The following is a 23971-nucleotide window of genomic DNA, read 5'->3' as shown; positions in this document are numbered from 1 at the left end:
AAGAGCCTGTATGATCAGGCTCTTTTTTCTACATATTGTCCATTAATTCAGCCATATCAGGTGGGAGCGGTGCTTCTATCGTCAGCTTTTCACCTGTGAATGGATGGTTCATGTCTACTTGTTTGGCATGAAGGGCGCACCTGTTTATCAGGTCACGCTTCCCGCCATATAATGTATCGCCAGATAAAGGATGCCCGAGACTGCTAAGATGGACCCGAATTTGATGCGTTCTGCCTGTTTCTAATCGCAGCTTAATGGCCGTCATCTGTAAACGTTTATTGAGATGGAAGACCTCATAATGAGTCTTGGCGCTTTGACCAGTAGGAGAAACCCTCCTTCTGACGGCATGGTGTTTATCACGTCCAATGGCTGCTTGGATCGTTCCTTTCTTTTTCTTAAACAGTCCTTGTGCGATGGCAAGATACGTTCTGTTAATCGCTTTTTTTGAAAGCATTTGATCGAGTACAGCATGTGCCAACCTGTGTTTGGCAAAAATGACGGTGCCACTTGTGTCTTGATCCAGCCTATGTATATGTCTGACCCGCTTTTCTTCTCCATTTGCTTGAAAATGGAAAGCGACTAGGTTCGCCAGCGTACCTGTTTGTCCTTTTTCATTTGGATGCGTCGGCCTTCCAGCAGGCTTTTGGACAATTAATAAATGCTCGTCTTCAAAGAGTACCTCTAATTCACCGTATTCTGGCGTTACATCACTTTCTTCCGTCTCAAATAAATCAATGAGAATCTGATCACCTGTACTCACTTTTGCAGCATGGTGGGCAGGTTTTTGATTGAGACGGACTTTTTGGTGCTCCATCCAAAAATGGATAATCGGTTTAGAGGCAGACACTTCTTCTTTTAAAAATTGACTTAAGGAAATGCCATTTTGCTGCTCACCTACTTTTAGGGAGAGCGTGTGTCCTTTTATGATCATGATATTCGTCCTCTCTTTGGGTATATATAGGAAACACTTACCTTGGCGAATGACTTTTTTTCTGTGCTATTCTGAATGGAGTAATAACGACAGAGAGGTAGATGCCACGTGAGATTAATGAAAGCTGCGACAGACCTTCAGGAGCAGGAAATTGAAGAAATATCAAAGGAAATTGAAGATCTTTTATCCCATTCCGTAAATGAAGAAGAGCAGGAAAAACAACCCCCGCTTACATTCATTGATGGTGTGTATAACGGGACAATGGATGATGCTTTTGGTATCTTATCAGGTCTTCAGTTATTACATACCATTATTTTAAAGCCGAAGCGTCATATCACAAAACGAGATCGTGAGTTATTTGAACTCAACCGTGAACAAGTTAATGCGTGCGGCTTTTCTTTCCCGTTTGATTTAGATGATTTTGCAGGCCGTCACCTTCAAAATGCGTAAAAGTTGGTGTGAACTTCCTTGTTAACTTACAAGGTCGTCGCACATACTATTTTTAAGGGAACGGAGAAACCTTCAAGATCTGTAATACCAATTCCGCTCTTTTTCAACAATGTCTATTCTCCACGAATCGGAGCGCTTGGATCTCTTGCAGAAAGAATCGAACATGACAGGAGCCTGACAAAACGATGCAGGCTCCTTTTATACATAATCATTTTAGCAGACATTCATCTTTGAAAGTCAATTTTATTCACGATATGATAGCAGTATGGAAGATATTTCAGACTTTCGGAAAAAGGAGTGGCCTCTTTGGTAAAGGCGATTATATTTGATTTTGATGGATTAATTTTAGATACAGAAACACATGAATATGAGGTTCTGCAGGAAATGTTTGCTGAGCATGAATCGGAGCTGCCTCTGTCTGTATGGGGAAATGTGATTGGAACGCAGGCGGGTTTTAAGCCTTTTGAATATTTGGAAGAGCAGTTAGGGAAGACATTAGATCATGAGGCGCTTACAGCGGACCGGCGTTCTCGTTTTCAAAAGAGAATGAAGGACGAAGCAGCAAGACCTGGTGTAGAAGCTTATTTAGAAGCGGCAAAGGAGCTTGGAATTAAGATTGGACTCGCTTCCAGCTCAGATTATAAATGGGTGTCTGATCACCTCAAACAAATTGGACTTTTCGATTACTTTGAATGTATCCGCACGTCAGACGATGTGGAAGAAGTGAAGCCTAACCCAGAACTTTATTTGCAAACCGCACAATGCTTAGGCGTTGAGCCAAAAGATTGCGTGGCATTTGAGGACTCTGTGAATGGGTCAATCGCTGCCAAACGAGCGGGTATGAAATGTGTCATCGTGCCAAATAAAGTGACGAGCACACTGCAGTTTGAAGAATATGACGCGAGATTAGAATCCATGGCTGAAATCGAATTGCTCCAGCTATTCCATCAGCTTGAAAAAGAGGATCAGTAAGGGGGCAATACATCATGGCAGAAAAACTAGATTTAACGCGATTTGAAAAAAGAATGGTGATTCGAAATATTAGAGAAGAAGATATCGACCGAATCATCGCATTGCAAGAGGTATGCTTTCCAGGCATGGACCCTTGGAAAAAAGAGCACCTTGAAAGCCACCTTGAACATTTCCCAGAAGGCCAGTTCTGTGCGGAATTCGAGGGAGAAATCATTGGCTCATGTTCAAGTTTATTAATTAACTTTGATGAATACGATGATCGTCACACATGGCAGGACATCACAGATGATGGATATATCACAAACCATAATCCAGATGGGATGAATATGTACGGAATTGAAGTAATGGTCAGTCCTGAGTACCGCCGGATGAAAATCGGTCATCGTTTATACGAAGCAAGAAAAGACTTAGCGAGAAGATTAAATTTAAAAAGCATCATCATTGGTGGACGTATCCCGAATTATCATAAATATCAAGAGGAAATGACGCCTCGCCAATATGTAGAGCAAGTCATGCTGCACCAAATTTATGATCCTGTGCTATCTTTTCAGCTGTTAAATGAATTTAGCCTGATGCGGATCAATCCGAATTACTTGCCGGATGATAAAGCTTCCAGCACGTACGCAACGCTAATGGAATGGAACAATGTCGATTATCGCCCGCAATCGAAAAGATATTATAAATCGGCGTTCCCAGTGCGAATTTGTGTCATTCAATATGCAATGAAGCAAATTCATTCCTTTGAGGAGTTTATGAATCAAGTGGAGTATTACGTGGATGTGGCATCAGATGCGTCAGCTGACTTTGCCGTTTTCCCGGAAATCTTTACAACCCAGCTTATGTCATATTTAGAAGAGAGATCACCAAGTCTAGCAGTGCAGCGGATCACAGAATATACCGAGGACTACATCAATTTGTTTACAGATCTCTCGGTCAAGTACAACATTAATATCATCGGTGGTTCTCATTTCGTTGAAGAGGAAGGGAAAATCTATAATATCGCCTATTTATTTAGACGTGATGGAACGATTGAAAAGCAATATAAGTTGCATATCACGCCGAATGAAAGAAAATGGTGGGGGATTTCAGCTGGTGACCAAGTCCGGGTATTTGATACGGACTGCGGTAAAATTGCGATCCAAATTTGCTACGATATTGAATTCCCTGAGCTTGCTCGAATTGCAGCTGACAAAGGAGCGAAAATTATTTTCACTCCATTCTGTACAGAAGACCGTCAAGGCTATTTACGAGTGCGTTATTGTGCGCAGGCGAGAGCGGTTGAAAATCAGATATATACGGTCATTTCTGGAACGGTCGGAAACCTTCCGCAAACAGAAAACATGGATGTCCAATATGCACAATCAGCCATCTTTGCACCATCTGATTTTGAATTCGCAAGAGATGGCATTGTAGGAGAATGCAACCCGAATATTGAAATGGTGGTTGTCGGTGATGTCGACTTAGAAATATTAAGAAGGCAGCGTCAAGATGGGACGGTTCGTCAGCTGAAAGACCGAAGAAGAGACGTGTACCATATTGAATATAAGAAATAACCAAAACAAGCGCCCCGCAGTTATGCGAGGCGCTTTTCTGTATGTTTACATTTTCTTTAATGCCACTGTAGCAAAATGGGCAATGCTTTTGGCAGCTAAAAATGGAACGTCTGATTTAACAAGAGATTGATAAATCGTTTTTTCTACTTGTTTCCATGTAAGATCAGACTCTTCTAAAAGATTTTTTAAATCAGGTCCTACATGCTGGTTGAAAAACTGTTCAAATTGTTCACGTTTTTCTTGTCCGGCAATCACTTCTAATTTTTGTAGCCACTTTTCTTGTTTTTGGAAAGATTGTTCGATGTTTTGTTTAATGGTGTCTGTTGTTGAAGGAAGCTGAAAATCACTTTCTGCTGTCACCTGCTTCGTTTGAATAGATGCAGCATCAGCTGTTTGTGTAATAGGTGAAGCGAATAAAAGGACAGAGGTGGAGAGCATCAAAGATTTTGCGATTGTTTTCATTAAGAAAACCTCCTAGTTCATTTAGTATTGTGCACGAGATTTATTATACATTTTTGTTAAAATAAGGTAATGGGGCTTACCGCTTATTTTTTCATGCGACAAAGGGATGCCAAATGAAAAGACGAATATACTGAATGGAAATGATGTTTTACAAAGGGAGAGGGATATGGGGCGACAATCTAAACATCTGTATATCAATTTGCCGGTTAAGCATGTAAATGAGTCAAAGGCTTTCTTTGAACAGCTGGGTTTTGACTTTCAACAAGAACTGACGAATGAACATGCTGCTTGTTTCGTGATGAATGAGACGATCACAGTCATGCTGTTATCACTTAAGCATTTCCAATCCATTTCAGAGAAGGAATTGGTAGATGCTAGAAATGGCGCAGAGGTCATTATCTCTTTACAGGTCGAGACGAGGGAAGAGGTTGATGAGCTTGTAGAGCGTGCGATCGCAGCTGGTGGTTCACCGTTTAAGGAAAAACAAGACCATGATTTCATGTATGGCTGGAGCTTTCAGGATCGTGATGGTCATTTATGGGAAGTGTTTTATATGGATGAGGAGAGAAGCGACCTTTCATAAGGGTGCTTCTTTTTTATTGATGATCAGTGGTATGATAAGAGGGTAAAAAATAAGGAATTCATCTAGAGAAAAGTAGGTGCTGCATGGAGTTTTTACTTGTCTTAATGCCAGTGTTCGGCATATTCCTTATAGGGTATATTGGGCAGAAGACAATTGGTTTTGATATACATACGCTCTCATCAATGTCTTTATATTTAATGTCACCATTTCTTGCGTTTGAAACCTTTTATCAAAATAAAGTATCGATGGACTATGTGTACTTATCAATATTTGTCGTAGGGCTTTGTCTTTCACTTGTTTTATGTGTCTTCATTTTATCTCGAATTTACGGGTATTCGAATGAAACGTATTGTGCCATGATTTTGTCATCAGCATTTATGAATAATGGAAATTACGGCACGCCTGTTGTCCTTCTTGTTTTTGGAGCAGCTGGTTTAGATATTGCGATTGTGCTAATGGTCCTTCAGCAGCTCGTCATGAGTACGATCGGCATGTATTATGCAGCAAAAGGTGGAGAAGACGCGGGAGACTTAAAGGTCGTTCTAAAAAAAGTGCTGCGTATGCCGGTTGCTTACGGGGCTCTTCTTGGTCTATTATTTCAGCTCATTGACCTTTCATTACCTAAAGAGCTTATGACAGGTGTTCAGCTGGTCGGGGATGCAGCGATACCAACGATTATGCTGATTTTAGGTATGCAGCTCGCAGTGATTTCTTTTAAACAAGTGGATTATCGCAATATTTCCTATGCGGTGCTGCTCAAGCTGTTTATTTCACCTCTCATCGCCTTTGGTTTTACACTTATTTTACCTGTAGATGATTTGGTGAAACAAATTATGATTTTAGTTGCAGCGATGCCGACTGCGGCGAATACCACGCTGATGGCTGTGCAATTTCGAACGAAACCTGAGTTTGTCTCAAGCACGACGTTTCTCAGTACGATTTTAAGTATTGTGACTTTACCTGTTTTATTATGGATTTTATCCATGCACCCTCTGGGATAGGGGACGGCAAACAAAGGGGGACTTATGAATGAATGTAGATGTTCATTTTCAAGTAAGTGATGTGTTAAAAACGAAGCATTTTACGCATGCGAAAGTGTTAGCTGGGGAAAAGGGATTGTTTCGGCAGGTAAAATGGGTACATGTACTTGAAGTGCCTGCTGTAGAGGATTTGTTAAACGGAGGCGAGCTGATCTTAACGACGGCCGCAGGCTTCCATGATCAATTGGAAGTCTTTCAGGCGTTTTTAAGACAGTTGATTGACTCAGGTGCGGCTGGATTATGTATTGAGTTTGTACCGCTCCGGTTTGATGTACCGGAAGAACTGATTATTTATGCAGAAGAACGTGATTTTCCGCTAATTCTGTTTACAAAAGAAGTGAAGTTCGTCAATATTACACAGCATCTCCATACGATGATGATTGAACGTCAGTATCAGATGATGGCAGATTTAGAAGCCTTGTCGTCAAAGTTGAATGAGCTTTTACTAACTCCTCATCCGCAGATGGATATTTTGGATCAAGTGTATCAGCATGTGAGAGGGATACTTTTGTTGATCCCTGTTCAAGGTGAACCGATTATTTTATGTGATTCTTCCAAACAAACAGAAGAGCTTGTGATGAATTATTTGCAATATGCTTCATTACCAAAAGGATATGAAGTGACGCAAAAACAAGTCCTTGCACTCAAACAAACCTTTGCAGACCTCGTCCTCATTCATCAATCGAACACGCTCTCGGAATTTGAACTGCTTGTGATGGATAAAGGAGCGAATGCCCTTGCCCAGCAAACATTAAGAGAGCTTTATACAGAAGAGCTGAAGAAGACAAAAGAGAATGAATGGCTGCAAAAATGGTTTCATGAAGAGCATACAGAAAGAGAGATCATAGAACACCTTGAGGAGACAGAAGGGCTGAAAAAACCGACCGGCTGTGTGGTGATGCTCTTTCAAAAAAACCACCAAATAGAAGAAATCGCAGGGAATCTTTATTTTCTTGTCTCTTGCCGTTCTATTTTTCAGCGTGCTGGTTTCTATTTGATTGTGTACGAGCATCAAGGACAAACCTTATTTATTTTATTGAATACAAGAAAAGTTGAGGACTGGAAAGAGCGTGCAGAAAAAGCGGCAAACGACATCACGCAATTATATGACCGTGAGAAGCCCGGCGAGGCAGTCATCAATTTTGGAATCGGTTCATATTGTGAGCAATTTCAGCACATGAGAAAAAGTTTTCAGGCAGCGAAAGAAGTGCTGCATTTAAAGAAAGTGATGCCGCAACGGATAAAAAGCCCATTTTATCAAGATTTACATATGCTTCGATTGATGCCTGTCATGAAAGAAAGCGGGTTATTAGAATGCATGGTGAAAGAGTATTTGGAGCCGGTGATTCTATATGATAAACAAAATAGCGGAAGGCTCTATCAGACGCTGAATATCTTTTTACAGACAAACGGTTCTAAAAAAGAAACCGCAAGCCAGCTCTATATTGTGAGGCAGACGCTTTATCACAGATTGGATAAGCTTCATGCTTTACTTGGTGAAGATATGATGCAAGCGCCAAAACGTCAAGCGCTTGAATTTGCGATCCTTGCTTATGAATTTTTACAGGGGAATCGCCATTAACGGTATATGTTAGATTTGCCAAGGGATCAAGTAGAGTGTCTCATGGTTCTTTTCAATCAGTTGACGATCTGTCTAATGTAATGTGTCTGGCCCCTTTTTTATAATGAGAGTAACGACACGGGCGGTCTTGTTTCAGTTTCATATGCCTCACTTTTTATCCATATAATGAATGGAGAGGTCATATGCAGGACCGGTTTAAGCTTCTTTGATGATGAAAACGGATACATGGGGGCGTGGGAAGATGAAAACACATAACGCACAAGATCTTCAGGCGAAAGATGATCAGTTCATTTGGCATCATATGAAAGGGACAAACAAAGAAAATGAAAGTATGGTGATTCATGAGGCAGAAGGCGCATGGGTGACAGATATTCATGGAAATCGCTATTTAGACGGGATGTCAGGGTTGTGGTGTGTAAATGCCGGATATGGACGTAAAGAGCTTGCAGAAGCGGCGTATAGGCAATTAAATACGATGCCTTACTACCCACTGACACAAAGCCATGTGCCAGCGATTCAGCTGGCTGAGAAGCTCAATGAATGGCTAGGCGGGGACTATGTGATTTTCTTTTCTAACAGTGGTTCTGAAGCGAACGAAGCGGCATTTAAAATAGCCAAACAATATCATGCGCAAAAGGGAGAGAGTACACGAACAAAATTCATTTCCCGATATCGATCGTATCATGGCAATACAGCAGCAGCTCTAGCCGCAACGGGTCAAGCGCAGCGCAAGTACAAATATGAACCGTTAGGGCAGGGGTTCATCCATGTCGCACCGCCTGATATGTACCGGCATCCTGAAGATCAAGAGAGCTTGGCAAGTGCTGATGCAATCGATCAAGCGATGACGTGGGAATTAAGTGAGACCATTGCTGGCGTCATCATGGAGCCGATGATTACAGGAGGCGGTATCTTAATGCCGCCAAAAGGATATTTGAAGAAGGTGAAAAAAATCTGTGAAGATCATGGGGCGCTCCTCATTGTGGATGAAGTGATATGCGGCTTTGGCCGGACAGGAAAGCGGTTTGGATTTATGCATGAGGAGGTAAAACCAGATATTATCACCATGGCAAAAGGGATCACAAGTGGATATTTACCGCTATCTGCAACGTGCGTGAAACGAGACATTTATGAAGCGTATGCAGGAGAAGATACGTATGACAGGCTACGGCATGTGAATACATTTGGCGGTCACCCTGCTTCCTGTGCGGTTGCGCTTGCTAACTTAGAGATCATGGAAAACGAGCAATTAGTGGAGCGGTCACGCACGCTTGGCCAAGACATGCTCGAACGTTTGCAAGAGTTAAAAGAGCATCCATTTGTCGGTGATGTGAGAGGAAAAGGCCTGCTGTTTGGAATTGAGCTTGTGCAGGATCAGGCGTCAAAAAAGCCAGCTGATCCAAGTGTAGTCGGTCAATTGATTGCAGAATGTAAAAAGCGGGGATTGATCATCGGGAAAAATGGCGATACAGTGGCTGGCTATAATAACGTGGCACAGCTCGCCCCACCGCTAAATATCACTGATGAAGACGCCTCATTCATTATTCATACTTTAAAAGAAAGCATGGCACAATTATAGCAGAGAGGTTTCTCTGCTTTTTTCTATGCCCTGAAAGGATCAGGTTTTGATCGATTTGCTAGGCTGAATGGTCAATGGGCACACTAGGTGTATTGAAAAAAACATGCGATTCTATTACTGTAAGGAGAAGATAGAACCAATACACACGAGAAGGAGACGGCATATGAGTTTTCATGATCAACCCATTCTACCTGCTGTTCGCAATATGAAGCAATTTGAGGAATTTTTAAAAAGTCCATTTACATATGGGGTCTTACTAGATGTTCATTTAGGGCGGCTTAAGGGCATCATGAATGAGGCGAATGCGCATCATAAAAAAATGTTTGTCCATGTCGATCTTATTCACGGAATCAAACATGATGAGTACGGAACGGAATTTATTTGTCAGGAAATGAAACCAGCTGGCATTATTTCTACTAGGTCTTCTGTCATAGTAAAAGCCAAGCAGAAAAAGGTATATGCCATCCAGCGAATGTTTTTACTTGATACAAGTGCGATGGAAAAAAGCATGGAGTTTGTCGGAAAACATCGTCCAGATTTTATTGAAGTATTGCCAGGTGTCGTGCCAGATTTAATTACAGAAGTGCGCGAAAGAGCTGGAATACCAATATTTGCAGGAGGATTTATCCGAACAAAAGACGATGTAGAAAGGGCGCTTGCAGCAGGGGCGACAGCTGTCACCACATCGAATACAGAGCTTTGGAAAGCATTTCAAAAGTGAAAAAGATAAAATGTGAAAATTGATTGACAACGTTTTCATCCTCTGATACTATAGCACTAAGTTAATATCATGTGATGGAGAAACGGAGATCCACAACGACGCTTTACTAGGTGACAAATGACCCTGATGTAAAGTATGTTTGTTGTGGATCTTTTTTCTTTATCTTTTCTACACATTTATAGGGGATGGCAACTGAACCAGAGGAGGAATTTTTCATGACACCATTTTGGGGTGAAGTCGTTGGTACAATGCTTCTGATTATTTTCGGAGGCGGTGTGTGTGCGGCAGTCAGTTTAAAGAAATCGCTCGCTTATCAGTCCGGCTGGATTGTAATCGCTTTCGGATGGGGATTTGCAGTAGCGATTGCAGCTTATGCCACTGGAGGAATCAGCGGTGCACATTTAAACCCGGCGCTGACAATAGGTCTAGCATTAGAAGGAAGTTTTCCTTGGGCTGATGTTCCAATGTATATTGTCGGTCAAATGCTTGGCGCATTACTCGGAGCTATTATTGTCTTCTTACATTACTTACCGCACTGGAAAGCGACAGACGATCCAGGTGCAAAACTAGGCGTATTCTCAACTGGTCCTGCGATTCCGCATACTTTTGCAAACGTGCTCAGTGAAGTCATTGGTACATTTGTATTGGTGGTAGGAATTTTAGCGATTGGTGCAAATAAATTTGCAGACGGAGTTAATCCGTTGATTGTTGGTTTCTTAATTGTTGCAATTGGTCTTTCATTAGGTGGTACAACTGGTTACGCAATTAACCCTGCACGTGATTTAGGTCCAAGAATCGCACATGCCATTCTGCCGATTCCAGGTAAAGGTCCATCAAATTGGAAATATGCTTGGGTTCCTGTTGTTGGTCCAATTTTGGGTGGTGCATTTGGCGGTGTTTTCTATAATGCAGCCTTTAAAGCGAACGTCACACCAGCCTTTTGGATTGTAAGCGTTATTTTAGTTGTGGTATTGTTAGGACTCTATGTTTCTACGAAAAACCAGACAAATGCTGTCAATGAAAGTATGTAAGGGGAGGAAAACACCATGGCAAAAGAAAAATATATTCTGGCATTAGATCAAGGGACAACAAGCTCAAGAGCGATCTTATTTGATCAAGAAGGTAAAATTGCCCATACAGCTCAGAAGGAATTCAATCAATATTTTCCGAACCCAGGCTGGGTAGAACACAATGCAAATGAAATTTGGAGCTCTGTTCTATCAGTTATTTCAACTGCTTTAATCGAATCAGGAATTGAAGCAGATCAAATCGCCGGTATCGGAATTACGAACCAGCGTGAGACAGCTGTTGTTTGGGATAAACATACAGGCGCACCTGTTTACAATGCAATTGTTTGGCAGTCACGACAAACATCTGGTATATGTGATGAGCTAAAAGCGCAAGGGCACGATGAAACGTTTAGAAATAAAACGGGTCTACTCATTGATGCTTATTTCTCAGGTACTAAAGTGAAATGGATTTTAGACAATGTCGAAGGTGCTCGTGAGAAAGCAGAAAATGGTGACTTGCTGTTTGGCACAATTGATACATGGCTCATTTGGAAAATGACTGGCGGTCAATCACACGTGACAGATTATTCAAATGCATCAAGAACGTTAATGTTCAATATTTACGATCTGAAATGGGATGAAGAACTCCTTGATATCTTAGGTGTTCCAGCTTCCATGCTGCCAGACGTCAAACCATCATCACACATTTATGGTGAAACAACAGACTATCACTTCTTCGGTAAAAATATTCCGATTGCAGGAGCGGCAGGAGATCAGCAGTCTGCGTTATTCGGTCAGGCTTGCTTTGAAGAAGGAATGGCGAAGAACACATATGGTACAGGATGTTTCATGTTGATGAATACAGGGGAAAAAGCAATTAAGTCGGATCATGGATTGTTAACGACGATTGCATGGGGCATTGACGGCAAAGTTGAATATGCTTTAGAAGGAAGTATTTTCGTTGCTGGCTCAGCGATCCAGTGGCTGCGTGATGGACTTAGAATGTTTAAAGACTCAAAAGACAGTGAAGCTTATGCTGAGCGCGTTGAGTCAACAGACGGCGTATATGTCGTACCAGCATTCGTTGGTTTAGGCACACCATATTGGGATAGTGATGTCCGAGGCGCTGTATTCGGTTTAACACGCGGTACTTCTAAAGAGCACTTTGTTCGTGCAACGTTAGAATCACTTGCTTATCAAACGAAAGATGTTTTAGATGCGATGGAAAAAGATTCAAACATCTCACTTAAAACATTGCGCGTCGATGGCGGGGCTGTAAAGAATGATTTCTTAATGGGCTTCCAAAGTGATTTGCTCGATGTACCAGTAGAACGTCCAGAAATTAATGAAACGACGGCACTCGGTGCGGCCTATCTTGCGGGAATAGCAGTTGGCTTCTGGAACGACCGTTCAGACATTGCAAAACAATGGAACCTTGACAAGCGCTTTGAACCTAAAATGGAAGAAGACAGCCGTGACTCGTTATACAGCGGGTGGAAAAAGGCTGTAAAAGCAGCTCAAGCTTTCAAATAAACAAAAAGTATGGTATACTTCAAGTAAGTTAATAGAACGGTTGGAGAACTGGAGAGACCGCAAGCACCGAAGTGTAGAAATACGCTTTGGGTGTTTGCGGTCTCTTTTTCTTTACCGTACAACATGGGAGGAACAAGAGATGACTTTTTCTAGCTTAGAAAGAGAACAAATGCTTCAGGACATGACAAAAAAACCATATGATGTGTTTATCATTGGTGGGGGTATTACTGGCGCTGGTACAGCACTTGATGCGGCTTCACGTGGAATGCGTGTCGGTCTTGCGGAAATGCAGGATTTCGCAGCGGGTACGTCTAGCCGCTCAACGAAACTAGTGCACGGTGGACTTCGTTATTTAAAACAATTTGAAGTGAAAATGGTCGCAGAGGTCGGTAAAGAGCGTGCCATCGTATACGAAAACGGTCCTCATGTGACAACGCCAGAATGGATGCTTCTTCCGATGCATAAAGGCGGGACATTCGGTAAGTTTTCAACTTCAATCGGACTTAGAGTATATGACTTTTTAGCTGGCGTTAAGCATAGTGAACGCAGAAGTATGCTAAGTGCAAAAGAGACACTTGCAAAAGAACCACTTGTGAAAAAGGATGGCTTAAAAGGCGGGGGCTACTATGTTGAATACCGTACAGATGATGCACGCCTGACAATTGAAGTCATGAAAGAGGCTGTGAAATTCGGGGCAGAAGCGGTCAACTATGCGAAAGTAAAAGAATTTATTTATGATAAAGGCAAAGTTGTCGGTGTTGTCATTGAAGATGTCACAACACAGAAAACATACGATGTATATGCGAAAAAAATCGTCAATGCGACAGGTCCATGGGTCGATCAGCTAAGAGACAAGGACCACTCAAAAGAGGGGAAACATTTACAGCATACAAAAGGAATTCACTTAGTATTTGATCAATCTGTTTTCCCATTAAAACAAGCAATCTACTTTGACACACCTGATAAACGAATGGTCTTTGCGATTCCAAGAGAAGGAAAAACGTACGTGGGAACAACAGATACCGTTTACAAAAAACAGCTGGAACATCCGCGTATGACAAAAGCAGATCGTGATTACGTGATCAAAGCCATTCAATATATGTTCCCAGATCTTAACATTACAGAGAAAGACGTTGAATCTAACTGGGCTGGTCTTCGTCCACTCATTCATGAAGAAGGGAAAGATCCTTCAGAAATTTCTCGTAAAGATGAGGTATGGACATCATCTTCAGGCTTAATCACGATTGCCGGCGGTAAATTAACAGGTTACCGTAAAATGGCTGAACACATTGTGAATCTTGTACGTGATGGACTGAAAGAGGAAACTGGAAAAGATTTCGGACCATGTAAAACGAAACATATGCCAATTTCAGGTGGGCATGTAGGCGGTTCGAAAAATATGGCATCCTTTGTTCAAGCGAAAACGGCAGAAGGAGCATCCGTTGGTTTGACAGAACCGATTGCACAAAAATTAGCTGAGAAATATGGCTCAAACGTCAGCAATGTCTTCAAGCGTGTAGAGCAGCTTCAAGGGGAAGCAGACAAACGAAACATTCCCGCATATGTGTTGGCTGAACTTGTCTATGCGATCGAAGAAGAATTGGCTGTTACACCTGTTGATTTCTTCTTGAGAAGAACAGGCAGCCTATTATTTAATATCAATTGGGCAAAAACGTATGCACAGCCTGTTGTTGACTATATGGCAGATCGTTTTGGCTGGGATGAAGCGACAAAACAGAAACATCAAACTGAATTAGACCGACTATTCCATGAAGCAGTCGTACCGCTTGATGCTGAATAAGTAAAAAGCCGATCGTGTATCGGCTTTTTTTATTTTGTTCATCGTTTTTTCATATGTTCATGATATAACATGACATGAAGGATAATTCCATATAAAATAACAGTAGATGTTATTTTATTGATGATAAGAGCTGGGAGGACGACCATGAGTTGGAATACGAATTATGAGCGTTGGATCAATGAGAAGCACCTGGATACTGAACTAAGGGAATGGCTGGAGGCACATCAAGATGATCATCAAGCGCTTGAAGACTGCTTCTACAAAAACCTTGAGTTTGGTACTGGAGGAATGCGCGGAGAAATTGGTGCTGGAACGAACCGAATGAATGTTTACACTGTTCGAAAAGCATCTGCTGGTCTTGCTGCGTATATTGCAGCACATGGAGAGGATGCAAAAAAAAGAGGCGTCGCCATTGCCTATGATTCACGCCATAAATCTCCTGAATTTGCGATGGAAGCGGCCAAAACACTAGCTTCACATGGCATTCAAACATACGTATTTGACGAACTGCGTCCGACACCAGAACTCTCTTTTGCAGTTCGAGAACTGAATGCCTTTGCAGGGATTGTTGTGACAGCAAGTCACAATCCGCCAGAATATAATGGCTATAAAGTTTATGGAGAAGATGGAGGCCAAATGCCCCCATTTGAAGCAGATCAAGTCATTAAAGAAGTAGATGCCATCGAAAATGAATTAGCCATTTCAGTGGAATCAGAAGAAGTATTGAAGCAAAATGGTTTGATCCGCATGATTGGTGAAGAAATCGATCAAGCGTATATGGAAAAATTAAAAACGATTCGTGTGCACCCTAAGCTTGCAAAAGAAGTCGATGTCAAAGTGGTGTTTACCCCGCTTCATGGGACGGCGAATAAACCTGTCCGAAACGGACTTCAGGCTTTTGGTTATAAGCATGTGACGGTTGTACCTGAACAGGAAAAACCAGATCCGCAATTCTCGACGGTTACGTCTCCAAATCCAGAGGAGCATGCCGCTTTTGAATACGCCATCAAGCTTGGCGAAAAGCAAAATGCTGATATGTTGATTGCGACAGATCCAGATGCAGATCGATTAGGTATCGCTGTGAAAAATCATGATGGTGAATTTACCGTTTTGACTGGCAACCAAACAGGCGCCTTACTACTTCATTATTTATTATCTGAAAAACAAAAACTAGGTCAGCTGCCGCCTCGCCCCGTTGTGATGAAAACGATTGTGACAAGTGAGCTTGGGCGTGCTGTTGCCTCAGCATTTGGAGCTGACACGATTGATACGCTCACTGGCTTTAAATTTATCGGAGAAAAAATCAAGCAGTTCGAGGAAAGTGGAGAATACACGTTTCAATTTGGCTATGAAGAAAGCTACGGCTATTTGATCGGTGATTTTGCACGAGATAAAGATGCAGTTCAAGCTGCGTTATTAGCAGTTGAAGTCGCAGCCTTTTATAAGAAACAAGGCAAGTCATTATATGATGCGCTTGTTGATATTTTTAAGGAATTTGGATTTTACAGAGAAGGGTTAAAGTCGTTAACCTTAAAGGGGAAAGTAGGAGCGGAGCAGATTTCTGCTATTCTTCATACCTTTAGATCAAACCCGCCAGCTTCTATCGCTGGTCAGCGCATTATGGTCATTGAGGATTATCAATCAAGTCAAAGGCACCTTGTGGCTGAAAAGAAAGAAGAAACGATTCATCTGCCGGCATCAAACGTTCTGAAATATTTCCTTGAAGATGGCTCATGGTTTTGTTTACGACCTTCTGGTACGGAGCCTAAAGTCAAATTTTATATTGCAGTCAAAGGCACATCGTTAACTGACAGCGAAGAAAAGCTGAAACACTTATCAGAAGAAGTCATGAAAGTCGTCTATGACATTGTGGAAGAAACAGCTAAATAATACATCAAAAAGCCATCATGTCATGCATGATGGCTTTTTCTCAGTCAAAAGGATGAGAAAAAATCATCCTTTTTGAGAAAGAGCCGCACAGATGCTCATGGTATAATCAACATATTGATCAGAGAGGCAGTAAAAGCCGGGGGTACACACGATGGGAGATTACCAAGAAAAAGTCAAAACATTAAAAACGTTAAAAGAAATTGCTGAAAAGCTAAATGAAGGGATGGAAATGAAGGAAACGCTTCATGAAGTGCTTCATATGCTTATGGAAGTGACAGGCTTTCAAACAGCATGGATTTATTTTATAGAAGAAGACGGATCGTATGAACTAATGGCAGAAGTATGCTTACCTGAAGCGCTGGCAAAGGATCGAAAGCAATTGATGTGTCAAAACGATTGCTATTGCATCAACCGTTACACAAAAGGCTCACTGCAATCAGCGACCAATATCATCAATTGTAAACGGATTGAAACGGCGATTGAGCAAAAGCTTGGAGATACAGAAGGAATTACCCATCATGCAACCGTTCCTCTCCAAGCATGTAAGCGTACGTTTGGCTTATTAAATGTGGCGGCAAAAGGGAAGGTCACATTTACACAGGAGGAGCTGAATCTGCTTGAAAGTATTGCACTGCAAATTGGTACGGCTATTCAGCGTATGAAGCTTGTGCAAAATGAGCAGCAGCATGCACTGCTAGAAGAACGAAACCGGCTTGCGCAGGATTTACATGATTCTGTGAATCAAATGCTGTTTTCCGTGAGTTTGACTGCAAAGGCAGCGCGTCAAATGACAAGTGATCAAAAATTAGGTGAAATGATTGATTTTATTCAGCATTTATCACAAGATGCCCTCATTGAAATGCGATCACTCATCTGGCAGTTAAGACCAAAAGGGCTTGAAAAAGGATTTACGACAGCGATTGAAGAGTATGCACAGCTATTAGGTCTCAATTGTTCATTGTCTTTATCAGGCTGTATGGAAATAGATCATTCAAAGCACGAAACCTTATTTCGTGTATGCCAAGAAGCTCTAAATAATTGCCAAAAGCATGCGGGCGTTGAGAAAGTAGAGGTCAAACTGGAGCAATCAGGAGACACGTTTGGTATGAAAATCATCGATCAGGGAAAGGGATTTCGGTATGATGAACAAATGAGTCTTCCTTCACTTGGATTGAAAGGGATGGCTAAACGTATTCGTAGAGCAGGAGGTACATTATGTATCAACTCTGAGCTAGGTAAAGGAACCACGATTCATGTGAAAGTCCCATTTTCTCAAGAAAGGAAGGGGTTGTCATGAGGGTAGTCATTGCAGATGATCATCATATTGTCAGAAAAGGGCTGGTCTTTTTCTTGCAAACTCAGCCAGATGTAGACATCGTCGGTGAGGCATCCAATGGGGAAGAGGCACTGCAGGTAGTCAGGCAAACGAATCCTGATATTGTCTTGATGGACCTTTCTATGCCTGTGATGAATGGAATTGAGGCAACAAAGCAAATGACACTCGACATGCCGGAAGTCCGCATTGTTATCCTGACAAGCTATGCAGATAAGGACTATGTCATCCCTGCTATTCAAGCGGGAGCGAAGGCTTATCAGCTCAAAGATGTAGCACCTGAAAAGCTTCTCACGACAATGATTGAGGTGCAAAATGGTACGTATCAATTAGACGGTCATATTACGACGTTTCTCATCCAGCATCTAACTGAACCTAAAGAGCAGAAATGGGCATTGATGAACGAACTGACCAATAGAGAACGTGATGTCTTATTTGAAATCGCAAAAGGGAAAAGTAACAAAGAAATTGCCTCATCGCTGTTTATTTCTGAAAAGACTGTGAAAACTCACGTGTCTCATGTGTTATCAAAGTTAGAGCTGGCAGATCGAACTCAGGCCGCTCTCTATGCAGTAGATTATCAAAAAAATCAGCCGAAAGAGCTGTTGTAAAAGAAGAGCATTGGTGGACATTCCAAAAGACTTCATGAGTATTTCTCATGAAGTCTTTTCTTCTTTATGAAAGGCGGTTAGTAAAAGGCTGAAAAGAAAACAAAGTGCTAAAAGGAAGTTCATTTTAGCCTTTTGTCAACAATCCAAAATCAACCTTTTCCTTTATGTGTACATCGGTTCTGCATATGCTTCAGCAACGGCTGCCTCTGAAGCATGGTCGATATACTGCAGGAGTCCATATAAACATTTTTCAACATCTGCATCGTTCCGGTTAAATTGATACGCATGTAAGAAATGCTCAATACGTTTCGAGAGCAAATCATCTTGCGTACGGACCATAAGAATAAGTAAATTATCCCATTGCGAGCGATGCGTATAATAAAGTGCCTTATCATAATCTGCCACATTCATTAAACCTTCTCCTTTCCCTTGAGAAGTCCTCATTAGTTTGCTCGGATCAGGTCGACTTTTTCAGGGGAAAAGTTGGTGTCTGCATAAACAGGGTACCGGGAATTATAGGCTGAATAAATGCTTGATGTATGAAAAAGAACCAACCAGCAAAACCTAAACAAAATAGACATGAAAGTGAGAATATTGATATTATGCACCCGAAATTATGGATGCTTTTTGCAGTAGGAATTGTTTTATTCGGCAATCTCATGGTTCATCCATCTTCACAAGCAGCTGTGCAGCCGGCAGAGAATTGGGAAAGACTTGCGTATACTGCGTTGCAAGATGAATATGAAGGCGCCGCTTTAAACGATTATCATTACATTGGACGTACACAAGTGAATGAAGATCAAACAAAAGATGTGTTTCGCGTGACCGTGAAGGAAGGCTCCACAAGATTTGCAGCACATGCAGAAATTTATTTTCATCCGGTGACGGGTCATTTGATTAGTATTAACGTGTTTCGGTTATAAAAAAGCACCTCTTTTAAAAAGAGGTGCTCCAGCTGAAAAGAAGATTTATTTCATGCTTCCTTGAAGATATGAGCGAATATCCACACCGAGTGAATCCGCTAAACGCTGTCCATAATCTTCATCTGCACGATAGAAGTTGCAGATCGCAAGTAATTTCGTTTTTTCATTTACGTCTTTCAAGTCAGCTGTCAGGTTTTTGATCAATGCTTGTTTCTCTTCTTCAGAGTAGCTTCGATATTTTTCTCCAGCTTGTTTGAAATCGTTTGGTTTTTCAATTTTTTGTCTCACCATACGGTCACCGTGAAGAACGGGTTCACTTTCTTTGTAGTGAGGGTTTTCTTTTGGCTGATCGTCATAACGGTTTGGTTCATAGTTAATATGACCGCTTGGACGAGTTGTTGTCATAAAGCCATCCTGTTGGTTATTGTGTACAGGCGCATAAGGACAGTTCACTGGGATGCGCATGTAGTTTGCACCTAGGCGGTGACGCTGCGTGTCAGGATAAGAGAACAGACGACCTTGAAGCAGTTTGTCTTCAGATGCTTCAATTCCTGGTACTAGGGCACTTGGCGTGAAAGCAGATTGCTCTGTTTCAGCAAAGAAATTTTCTGGATTGCGGTTCAGTGTCATGCGGCCCACTTTTTGCAGCGGATAATCTTCCTCGCTCCACGTCTTCGTCGGATCACATGGATCATAATCTAGTTCATCATAATCACTGAGCGGCATAAGCTGAACGTAAAGATCCCATGCTGGATAATTTCCTTTTTCAATACGATCATACAAGTCTCTTGTCGCATGCTGGAAGTCGTTTGCTTGGATTTCTGCAGCTTCTTCCATCGATAAATTGCGAATGCCTTCTGATGGTCTCCAGTGGTATTTCACATATTTTGTTTCTCCGTATTTGTTTACCCATCTAAACGTATGAACACCAGAACCGCGCATTTCAGCGTAGTTCGCAGGAATACCTTCGTCAGAGAAGAGCCATGTGAGCATGTGAGTGGATTCAGGTGTTAACGTCATAAAATCCCAATAACGGTCAGGATCTTGAATGTTGGTTACAGGATCTGGCTTAAGAGAGTGAACCATGTCAGGGAATTTGAGTGCATCACGAATGAAGAAGATCGGCAAGTTGTTCCCAACTAGATCATAGTTGCCTTCTTCTGTATAAAATTTGACAGCGAAACCACGAGGGTCACGTAATGTTTCAGGTGAACCTTTAGGGTGAATAACCGTTGAGAAACGGACAAAAACATCTGTTTGTTTTCCTTCTTCACTTAAGAAAGCTGCTCTTGTATGTTTCTCCATGCTATTTTCTACTTCAAACACACCATAAGCGCCAGCGCCTCTTGCATGAACAACACGCTCTGGAATACGTTCACGGTCAAAGTGTGCAAGTTTTTCAATCAAATGGTAATCATCAAGAAATGAAGGCCCTCTGTGACCAGCAGTTCTTGAGTTTTGATTATCGCCAACTGGCACGCCTTGATTCGTTGTCAAATTTTTATGATTAGAATTTGTCATTCTTTTTCTCCTCCTGTAAACAAAAAATGGTTTCTAGCAATCTATATACCCTAATTATATTGAATCAAACATGATAGTCAATATTTATTTATAATAATTTTAAATAAATTATTATTACAAGGAGGTAAAGAAAAAGACGAAAGAAATAAATTCTTTCGCCTTAGAGCAGAAGCTCTCTTAGAGCATCTTTGTTTTGTGTTAAATCACTTAATGTGTATTGGTCAAGAACGTTTAAATAAGCAGTGAGTGCTTCATGAAGTACGTGCTTTAATGAACAAATCGGGGAGATAATACAGCTGTTTTTCTTCGGATCAAAGCATTCAACCATGACTAAATCATCCTCTGTATAGCGGACAACCTCACCAATATTAATGCTTTCTGGGCTTTTCCCCAGCCTAATCCCACCATTTCTTCCGCGGATCGTTTCTACATAACCACGTTTTCCAAGATGGTAAATGACCTTTGTCAGGTGATTTTTCGAAATGCCATAAATATCGGCAATCTGCTGAATATTTGACAGTTCATTGTTTTCTCTCGAAGCTAAATAAATGAGTACCCTTAATGAGAAATCTGTATAATTCGTAAGTTTCATTTGGACGACCTCTAAACCTAATAGAGTTTTGTATCATCGTAACACATTTTAGACAAAAACTGTTCGAGAAAGTACTAAATGTGACAATATTTAAAACATGCATTTTAAATATTGCTTTTATAAGCTGTCATCCATTACGATAAAGATGTATTTAAAATACATCTTTCGAAAGAAGGAATAACGATGTTATCCACAGATCAAATGAATGCCATTAAACAATCAGCCCCTCTTCTAAAAGCTGAGGGAACAAAACTTGTGACTGTTTTTTATCAAAATATGATCAGACAGCACCCAGAGCTACTCAATCAGTTTAATAAAACAAATCTCATGAATGGAAGTCAGCCAGAGGCGCTTGCCGCAACACTCTATCAAGCTGCACTGCACATTGATCGCTTGGCAGACTTGCTTCCTGCTGTGAAACAAATTGCCCATAAGCATGTCAGTGTCATGGTGAAAAAAGAGCAGTACCCAATCGTCGGATATCACCTTCTTGAAGCAATGAAAGAGGTATTTGGGTTATCAGAGGAAGATGACACATTGTCGGCTTGGAAGGCTGCATATGACATCATTGCGAATATATTCATCACCATTGAGGCAGAAATGATGGCTGAAAATGTGAAACAAACTGGTGGATGGGCAGATGTCAAACCATTTATTCTGAAGAAAAAGAAACAAGAATCTCCATCACTCATTTCATTTTATTTCGTACCAGAGGATGAATCGGAGCTGCCAATGTATGATGCTGGTCAATACATTACGGTGCAGGTAGATATGCCGGGTGAAGCCTATGTATGCAGCAGACAATACAGTTTATCAGATCAATATCACCCATCTTACTATCGCATCACCGTGAAACGAGATGGGCATGTCTCCACATTCCTGCATGATGAAATGGAAGAAGGCGATATTCTTCACGTCAGTATGCCGCAGGGAATGTTCTGCTTGCAAGATGACACAAAAGAACCCGTTTATTTGATTAGTGCCGGTTCTGGTGTCACACCAATGATTGGTTTAGTGAAAACAGCGTCGCATAACAATCAGCCATTCACGATGATTCATGCAGACAGACTAGAGGATGTAACCGCTTTTGAACAAGAGTTTGAACATGTTCTCACTTCATCTCCAGAGGGGCGTATTATCCTTTGTAACGAACAATTTGAAAAGAGTGTAAAGAGTGAGCTGGTTGAGAAGGCGGCTTCCCGTATTGACCAGCCATTCCTCCAATCAGTCATTGGTGAAGGGAAAGGCCAATTTTATGTTTGCGGTTCCCCAGCATTTACTCAAGAGATGATCCTTAGTTTAAAAGCGATGGACATCCCAGAAGAGAATATCCATTATGAATCGTTCGGCGGGCAGTCTATGAAAGAGATGGAAGTCGTCTAAACAACTGGCTGAACATCATGTTTTATTAAGTACGCTCATATAGTAGGGATAAGTCCGATGAGGAGGGATGGTTTCCTTGAGCGTATCTGAAAAGCGTCTTTTACAACGAGCCATTGATGAAATTACAGAAATTGCAGAAGGATTTGGTCTAGATTTTTATCCGATGAGGTATGAAATCTGTCCCGCGGAGATTATTTATACATTCGGTGCATATGGCATGCCAACACGATTTAGCCACTGGAGCTTTGGAAAGCAATTTCACAAAATGAAGCTTCATTATGATTTAGGATTAAGCAAAATTTATGAGCTGGTGATTAATTCAAATCCTTGCTATGCCTTTCTCCTTGATAACAATTCGCTTGTTCAAAATAAACTAATTGTGGCTCATGTCTTGGCACACTGCGATTTCTTTAAAAACAACTGCCGTTTCCAAAACACAAAACGAGATATGGTGGAAAGTATGTCAGCGGCAGCAGAGCGAATTAAAGAATATGAACATATCCACGGTACAAAAGAAGTCGAGTCCTTTTTAGATGCAGTATTGGCATTGCAGGAGCATATTGATCCGTCGCTTGTTCGTTCAAAATTAAGCTGGAATCTCGACGATGAAGATGAATATGAAGAGGACAAACCAAAACGTCAAACGCCATATGATGATTTGTGGGGAATGGATGAACCAAAAACACGTGAGAAAAAGAAAACGATCAAGCAATTCCCCCCAAAGCCAGAAAAAGATATATTGCTCTTTATCGAGGCACACTCCCGGGAGCTAGAGCCTTGGCAGCGGGATGTGCTGACGATGCTGAGAGAGGAAATGCTCTATTTTTGGCCGCAGCTAGAAACGAAAATCATGAATGAAGGCTGGGCATCGTATTGGCACCAGCGGATTATGCGTGAACTTGATTTAGATTCAAGTGAATCGATTGAATTTGCCAAATTAAATGCAGGTGTCGTGCAGCCATCTAAGACAGGAATCAATCCTTACTATTTAGGGCTGAAGATTTTTGAAGATATTGAAGAGCGCTACGATCATCCATGCGAGGAATTAAACAAAGCAGGAGTGACGGAAGGGTCCGGTCGCAGCAAAATGTTTGAAGTGCGAGAAATTGAATCAGACATTTCTTTTATTCGAAATTACTTAACGAAAGACCTTGTGATGAGGGAAGATTTGTACTTGTTTCAAAAGCAGGGGAGAGACTATAAAGTCATTGATAAAGAATGGAAGGCAGTCCGTGATCAGCTAGTCAGCATGAGGGTCAATGGCGGCTTTCCGTATTTGACAGTCATCGATGGCGACTATTTAAAAAACAATGAACTCTATATTAAACATTGGTATGAAGGCATTGAGCTTGATCTCAAATACTTAGAAAAGGTGCTTCCATATTTGTATCAGCTATGGGGAAGAAGTGTGCACATCGAGTCAGTTCTTGAAGGAAAAGAAGTGATGTTTTCATACGATGGAAAAGGGGTTCATAGGAAGTATCTCACTTAATGATCAAAA

General features: G+C 41.4%; 22 protein-coding genes. 17 read left to right on the top strand and 5 right to left on the bottom strand.

Features of this window, described 5'->3' with window-relative positions; all coding sequences use genetic code 11:
- Nucleotides 1–28: 28 nt before the first annotated feature.
- Nucleotides 29–931, bottom strand: coding sequence for an RluA family pseudouridine synthase (locus FBF75_RS04805; RefSeq protein ID WP_136944489.1), 903 nt, complete (start codon nucleotides 929–931; stop codon nucleotides 29–31).
- A gap of 108 nt (nucleotides 932–1039) precedes the next feature.
- On the opposite strand from FBF75_RS04805, the gene FBF75_RS04800 reads away from it, so the two are divergent.
- The 3 genes from FBF75_RS04800 (at nucleotide 1040) to FBF75_RS04790 (ending at nucleotide 3906) form a co-directional block, all read left to right on the top strand.
- The gene (locus FBF75_RS04800; protein WP_136944488.1) at nucleotides 1040–1381 is read left to right on the top strand and encodes a DUF5365 family protein; all 342 of its coding nucleotides are present in this window, start codon (nucleotides 1040–1042) and stop codon (nucleotides 1379–1381) included.
- Between the two features lie 306 nt (nucleotides 1382–1687).
- Entirely contained in the window at nucleotides 1688–2353 is a 666-nt protein-coding gene (locus tag FBF75_RS04795) for an HAD family hydrolase (RefSeq protein ID WP_019743733.1), read from the top strand.
- 14 nt (nucleotides 2354–2367) lie between these two features.
- Nucleotides 2368–3906 carry a bifunctional GNAT family N-acetyltransferase/carbon-nitrogen hydrolase family protein gene (locus tag FBF75_RS04790; protein WP_007497061.1) on the top strand — a complete coding sequence of 513 codons (1539 nt, stop codon included), beginning with the start codon at nucleotides 2368–2370 and terminating at the stop codon, nucleotides 3904–3906.
- Nucleotides 3907–3951: 45 nt separating this feature from the next.
- Here FBF75_RS04790 and FBF75_RS04785 read toward each other — a convergent pair whose 3' ends face one another.
- Nucleotides 3952–4368, bottom strand: coding sequence for a hypothetical protein (locus FBF75_RS04785; RefSeq protein WP_046343052.1), 417 nt, complete (start codon nucleotides 4366–4368; stop codon nucleotides 3952–3954).
- Nucleotides 4369–4534: 166 nt separating this feature from the next.
- On the opposite strand from FBF75_RS04785, the gene FBF75_RS04780 reads away from it, so the two are divergent.
- From FBF75_RS04780 to FBF75_RS04730, 11 genes are all read left to right on the top strand, one after another.
- On the top strand, nucleotides 4535–4951 hold the full coding sequence (locus FBF75_RS04780) for a VOC family protein (RefSeq protein ID WP_008349030.1): 417 nt from the start codon (nucleotides 4535–4537) through the stop codon (nucleotides 4949–4951).
- Nucleotides 4952–5034: 83 nt separating this feature from the next.
- A complete protein-coding gene (locus FBF75_RS04775) occupies nucleotides 5035–5952 on the top strand; it encodes an AEC family transporter (RefSeq protein WP_007497064.1) in 918 nt (305 codons plus the stop codon).
- Nucleotides 5953–5980: 28 nt separating this feature from the next.
- Complete coding sequence (locus tag FBF75_RS04770; RefSeq protein ID WP_136944487.1) at nucleotides 5981–7573, top strand: PucR family transcriptional regulator; 1593 nt, start codon at nucleotides 5981–5983, stop codon at nucleotides 7571–7573.
- Between the two features lie 241 nt (nucleotides 7574–7814).
- The gene (locus FBF75_RS04765; protein ID WP_136944486.1) at nucleotides 7815–9152 is read left to right on the top strand and encodes an aspartate aminotransferase family protein; all 1338 of its coding nucleotides are present in this window, start codon (nucleotides 7815–7817) and stop codon (nucleotides 9150–9152) included.
- Nucleotides 9153–9315: 163 nt separating this feature from the next.
- Nucleotides 9316–9873 carry a glycerol-3-phosphate responsive antiterminator gene (locus tag FBF75_RS04760; protein WP_079920238.1) on the top strand — a complete coding sequence of 186 codons (558 nt, stop codon included), beginning with the start codon at nucleotides 9316–9318 and terminating at the stop codon, nucleotides 9871–9873.
- Between the two features lie 215 nt (nucleotides 9874–10088).
- Nucleotides 10089–10904 carry an MIP/aquaporin family protein gene (locus tag FBF75_RS04755; protein ID WP_008349011.1) on the top strand — a complete coding sequence of 272 codons (816 nt, stop codon included), beginning with the start codon at nucleotides 10089–10091 and terminating at the stop codon, nucleotides 10902–10904.
- 15 nt (nucleotides 10905–10919) lie between these two features.
- Complete coding sequence (glpK, locus tag FBF75_RS04750) at nucleotides 10920–12416, top strand: glycerol kinase GlpK (RefSeq protein WP_007497075.1); 1497 nt, start codon at nucleotides 10920–10922, stop codon at nucleotides 12414–12416.
- A 139-nt stretch (nucleotides 12417–12555) separates the two neighbouring features.
- Complete coding sequence (gene glpD, locus FBF75_RS04745; RefSeq protein ID WP_017360355.1) at nucleotides 12556–14217, top strand: glycerol-3-phosphate dehydrogenase; 1662 nt, start codon at nucleotides 12556–12558, stop codon at nucleotides 14215–14217.
- Between the two features lie 144 nt (nucleotides 14218–14361).
- On the top strand, nucleotides 14362–16107 hold the full coding sequence (locus tag FBF75_RS04740) for a phospho-sugar mutase (protein ID WP_046343060.1): 1746 nt from the start codon (nucleotides 14362–14364) through the stop codon (nucleotides 16105–16107).
- 151 nt (nucleotides 16108–16258) lie between these two features.
- A complete protein-coding gene (locus tag FBF75_RS04735) occupies nucleotides 16259–17404 on the top strand; it encodes a GAF domain-containing sensor histidine kinase (RefSeq protein WP_052321030.1) in 1146 nt (381 codons plus the stop codon).
- Nucleotides 17401–18051: a response regulator gene (locus FBF75_RS04730; RefSeq protein ID WP_052321031.1), complete on the top strand. Its 651-nt coding sequence runs from the start codon at nucleotides 17401–17403 to the stop codon at nucleotides 18049–18051. Before FBF75_RS04735 ends, FBF75_RS04730 begins: the two co-directional genes overlap by 4 nt.
- A 162-nt stretch (nucleotides 18052–18213) precedes the next feature.
- Here the strand turns inward: FBF75_RS04730 and FBF75_RS04725 are convergent, their stop codons facing one another.
- Nucleotides 18214–18462: a YhdB family protein gene (locus tag FBF75_RS04725; protein WP_008349000.1), complete on the bottom strand. Its 249-nt coding sequence runs from the start codon at nucleotides 18460–18462 to the stop codon at nucleotides 18214–18216.
- A 128-nt stretch (nucleotides 18463–18590) separates the two neighbouring features.
- On the opposite strand from FBF75_RS04725, the gene FBF75_RS04720 reads away from it, so the two are divergent.
- Nucleotides 18591–18974, top strand: a complete 384-nt coding sequence (locus FBF75_RS04720; RefSeq protein ID WP_136944485.1) for a YqzG/YhdC family protein — start codon at nucleotides 18591–18593, stop codon at nucleotides 18972–18974.
- Nucleotides 18975–19019: 45 nt separating this feature from the next.
- Here FBF75_RS04720 and FBF75_RS04715 read toward each other — a convergent pair whose 3' ends face one another.
- Nucleotides 19020–20495 carry a catalase gene (locus FBF75_RS04715; RefSeq protein ID WP_035703421.1) on the bottom strand — a complete coding sequence of 492 codons (1476 nt, stop codon included), beginning with the start codon at nucleotides 20493–20495 and terminating at the stop codon, nucleotides 19020–19022.
- 160 nt (nucleotides 20496–20655) lie between these two features.
- A complete protein-coding gene (locus FBF75_RS04710; RefSeq protein WP_035392563.1) occupies nucleotides 20656–21087 on the bottom strand; it encodes an Rrf2 family transcriptional regulator in 432 nt (143 codons plus the stop codon).
- 183 nt (nucleotides 21088–21270) lie between these two features.
- Between FBF75_RS04710 and FBF75_RS04705 the strand changes: the two genes are divergently transcribed.
- On the top strand, nucleotides 21271–22470 hold the full coding sequence (locus tag FBF75_RS04705; protein WP_136944484.1) for a globin domain-containing protein: 1200 nt from the start codon (nucleotides 21271–21273) through the stop codon (nucleotides 22468–22470).
- A gap of 67 nt (nucleotides 22471–22537) precedes the next feature.
- Nucleotides 22538–23962, top strand: a complete 1425-nt coding sequence (locus FBF75_RS04700; protein WP_410552160.1) for a SpoVR family protein — start codon at nucleotides 22538–22540, stop codon at nucleotides 23960–23962.
- Nucleotides 23963–23971 lie beyond the last annotated feature (9 nt).

Source organism: Bacillus sp. S2(2019), from assembly GCF_005144805.1.
Classification (GTDB): Bacteria; Bacillota; Bacilli; order Bacillales; family Bacillaceae; genus Bacillus; species Bacillus altitudinis.
Note: the sequence above shows the minus strand (reverse complement) of the source record. Positions and strands in the feature narration are given on the sequence as shown.

What these genes read in the sequence shown, in the direction of transcription:
- FBF75_RS04805 (WP_136944489.1), bottom strand. Translation starts at nt 931, where the DNA reads ATGATCATAAAAGGACACACGCTCTCCCTAAAAGTAGGTGAGCAGCAA.
- FBF75_RS04790 (WP_007497061.1), top strand. Translation starts at nt 2,368, where the DNA reads ATGGCAGAAAAACTAGATTTAACGCGATTTGAAAAAAGAATGGTGATT.
- FBF75_RS04785 (WP_046343052.1), bottom strand. Translation starts at nt 4,368, where the DNA reads ATGAAAACAATCGCAAAATCTTTGATGCTCTCCACCTCTGTCCTTTTA.
- FBF75_RS04780 (WP_008349030.1), top strand. Translation starts at nt 4,535, where the DNA reads ATGGGGCGACAATCTAAACATCTGTATATCAATTTGCCGGTTAAGCAT.
- FBF75_RS04775 (WP_007497064.1), top strand. Translation starts at nt 5,035, where the DNA reads ATGGAGTTTTTACTTGTCTTAATGCCAGTGTTCGGCATATTCCTTATA.
- FBF75_RS04770 (WP_136944487.1), top strand. Translation starts at nt 5,981, where the DNA reads ATGAATGTAGATGTTCATTTTCAAGTAAGTGATGTGTTAAAAACGAAG.
- FBF75_RS04765 (WP_136944486.1), top strand. Translation starts at nt 7,815, where the DNA reads ATGAAAACACATAACGCACAAGATCTTCAGGCGAAAGATGATCAGTTC.
- FBF75_RS04760 (WP_079920238.1), top strand. Translation starts at nt 9,316, where the DNA reads ATGAGTTTTCATGATCAACCCATTCTACCTGCTGTTCGCAATATGAAG.
- FBF75_RS04755 (WP_008349011.1), top strand. Translation starts at nt 10,089, where the DNA reads ATGACACCATTTTGGGGTGAAGTCGTTGGTACAATGCTTCTGATTATT.
- glpK (WP_007497075.1), top strand. Translation starts at nt 10,920, where the DNA reads ATGGCAAAAGAAAAATATATTCTGGCATTAGATCAAGGGACAACAAGC.
- glpD (WP_017360355.1), top strand. Translation starts at nt 12,556, where the DNA reads ATGACTTTTTCTAGCTTAGAAAGAGAACAAATGCTTCAGGACATGACA.
- FBF75_RS04740 (WP_046343060.1), top strand. Translation starts at nt 14,362, where the DNA reads ATGAGTTGGAATACGAATTATGAGCGTTGGATCAATGAGAAGCACCTG.
- FBF75_RS04735 (WP_052321030.1), top strand. Translation starts at nt 16,259, where the DNA reads ATGGGAGATTACCAAGAAAAAGTCAAAACATTAAAAACGTTAAAAGAA.
- FBF75_RS04730 (WP_052321031.1), top strand. Translation starts at nt 17,401, where the DNA reads ATGAGGGTAGTCATTGCAGATGATCATCATATTGTCAGAAAAGGGCTG.
- FBF75_RS04725 (WP_008349000.1), bottom strand. Translation starts at nt 18,462, where the DNA reads ATGAATGTGGCAGATTATGATAAGGCACTTTATTATACGCATCGCTCG.
- FBF75_RS04720 (WP_136944485.1), top strand. Translation starts at nt 18,591, where the DNA reads ATGAAAAAGAACCAACCAGCAAAACCTAAACAAAATAGACATGAAAGT.
- FBF75_RS04715 (WP_035703421.1), bottom strand. Translation starts at nt 20,495, where the DNA reads ATGACAAATTCTAATCATAAAAATTTGACAACGAATCAAGGCGTGCCA.
- FBF75_RS04710 (WP_035392563.1), bottom strand. Translation starts at nt 21,087, where the DNA reads ATGAAACTTACGAATTATACAGATTTCTCATTAAGGGTACTCATTTAT.
- FBF75_RS04705 (WP_136944484.1), top strand. Translation starts at nt 21,271, where the DNA reads ATGTTATCCACAGATCAAATGAATGCCATTAAACAATCAGCCCCTCTT.
- FBF75_RS04700 (WP_410552160.1), top strand. Translation starts at nt 22,538, where the DNA reads ATGGTTTCCTTGAGCGTATCTGAAAAGCGTCTTTTACAACGAGCCATT.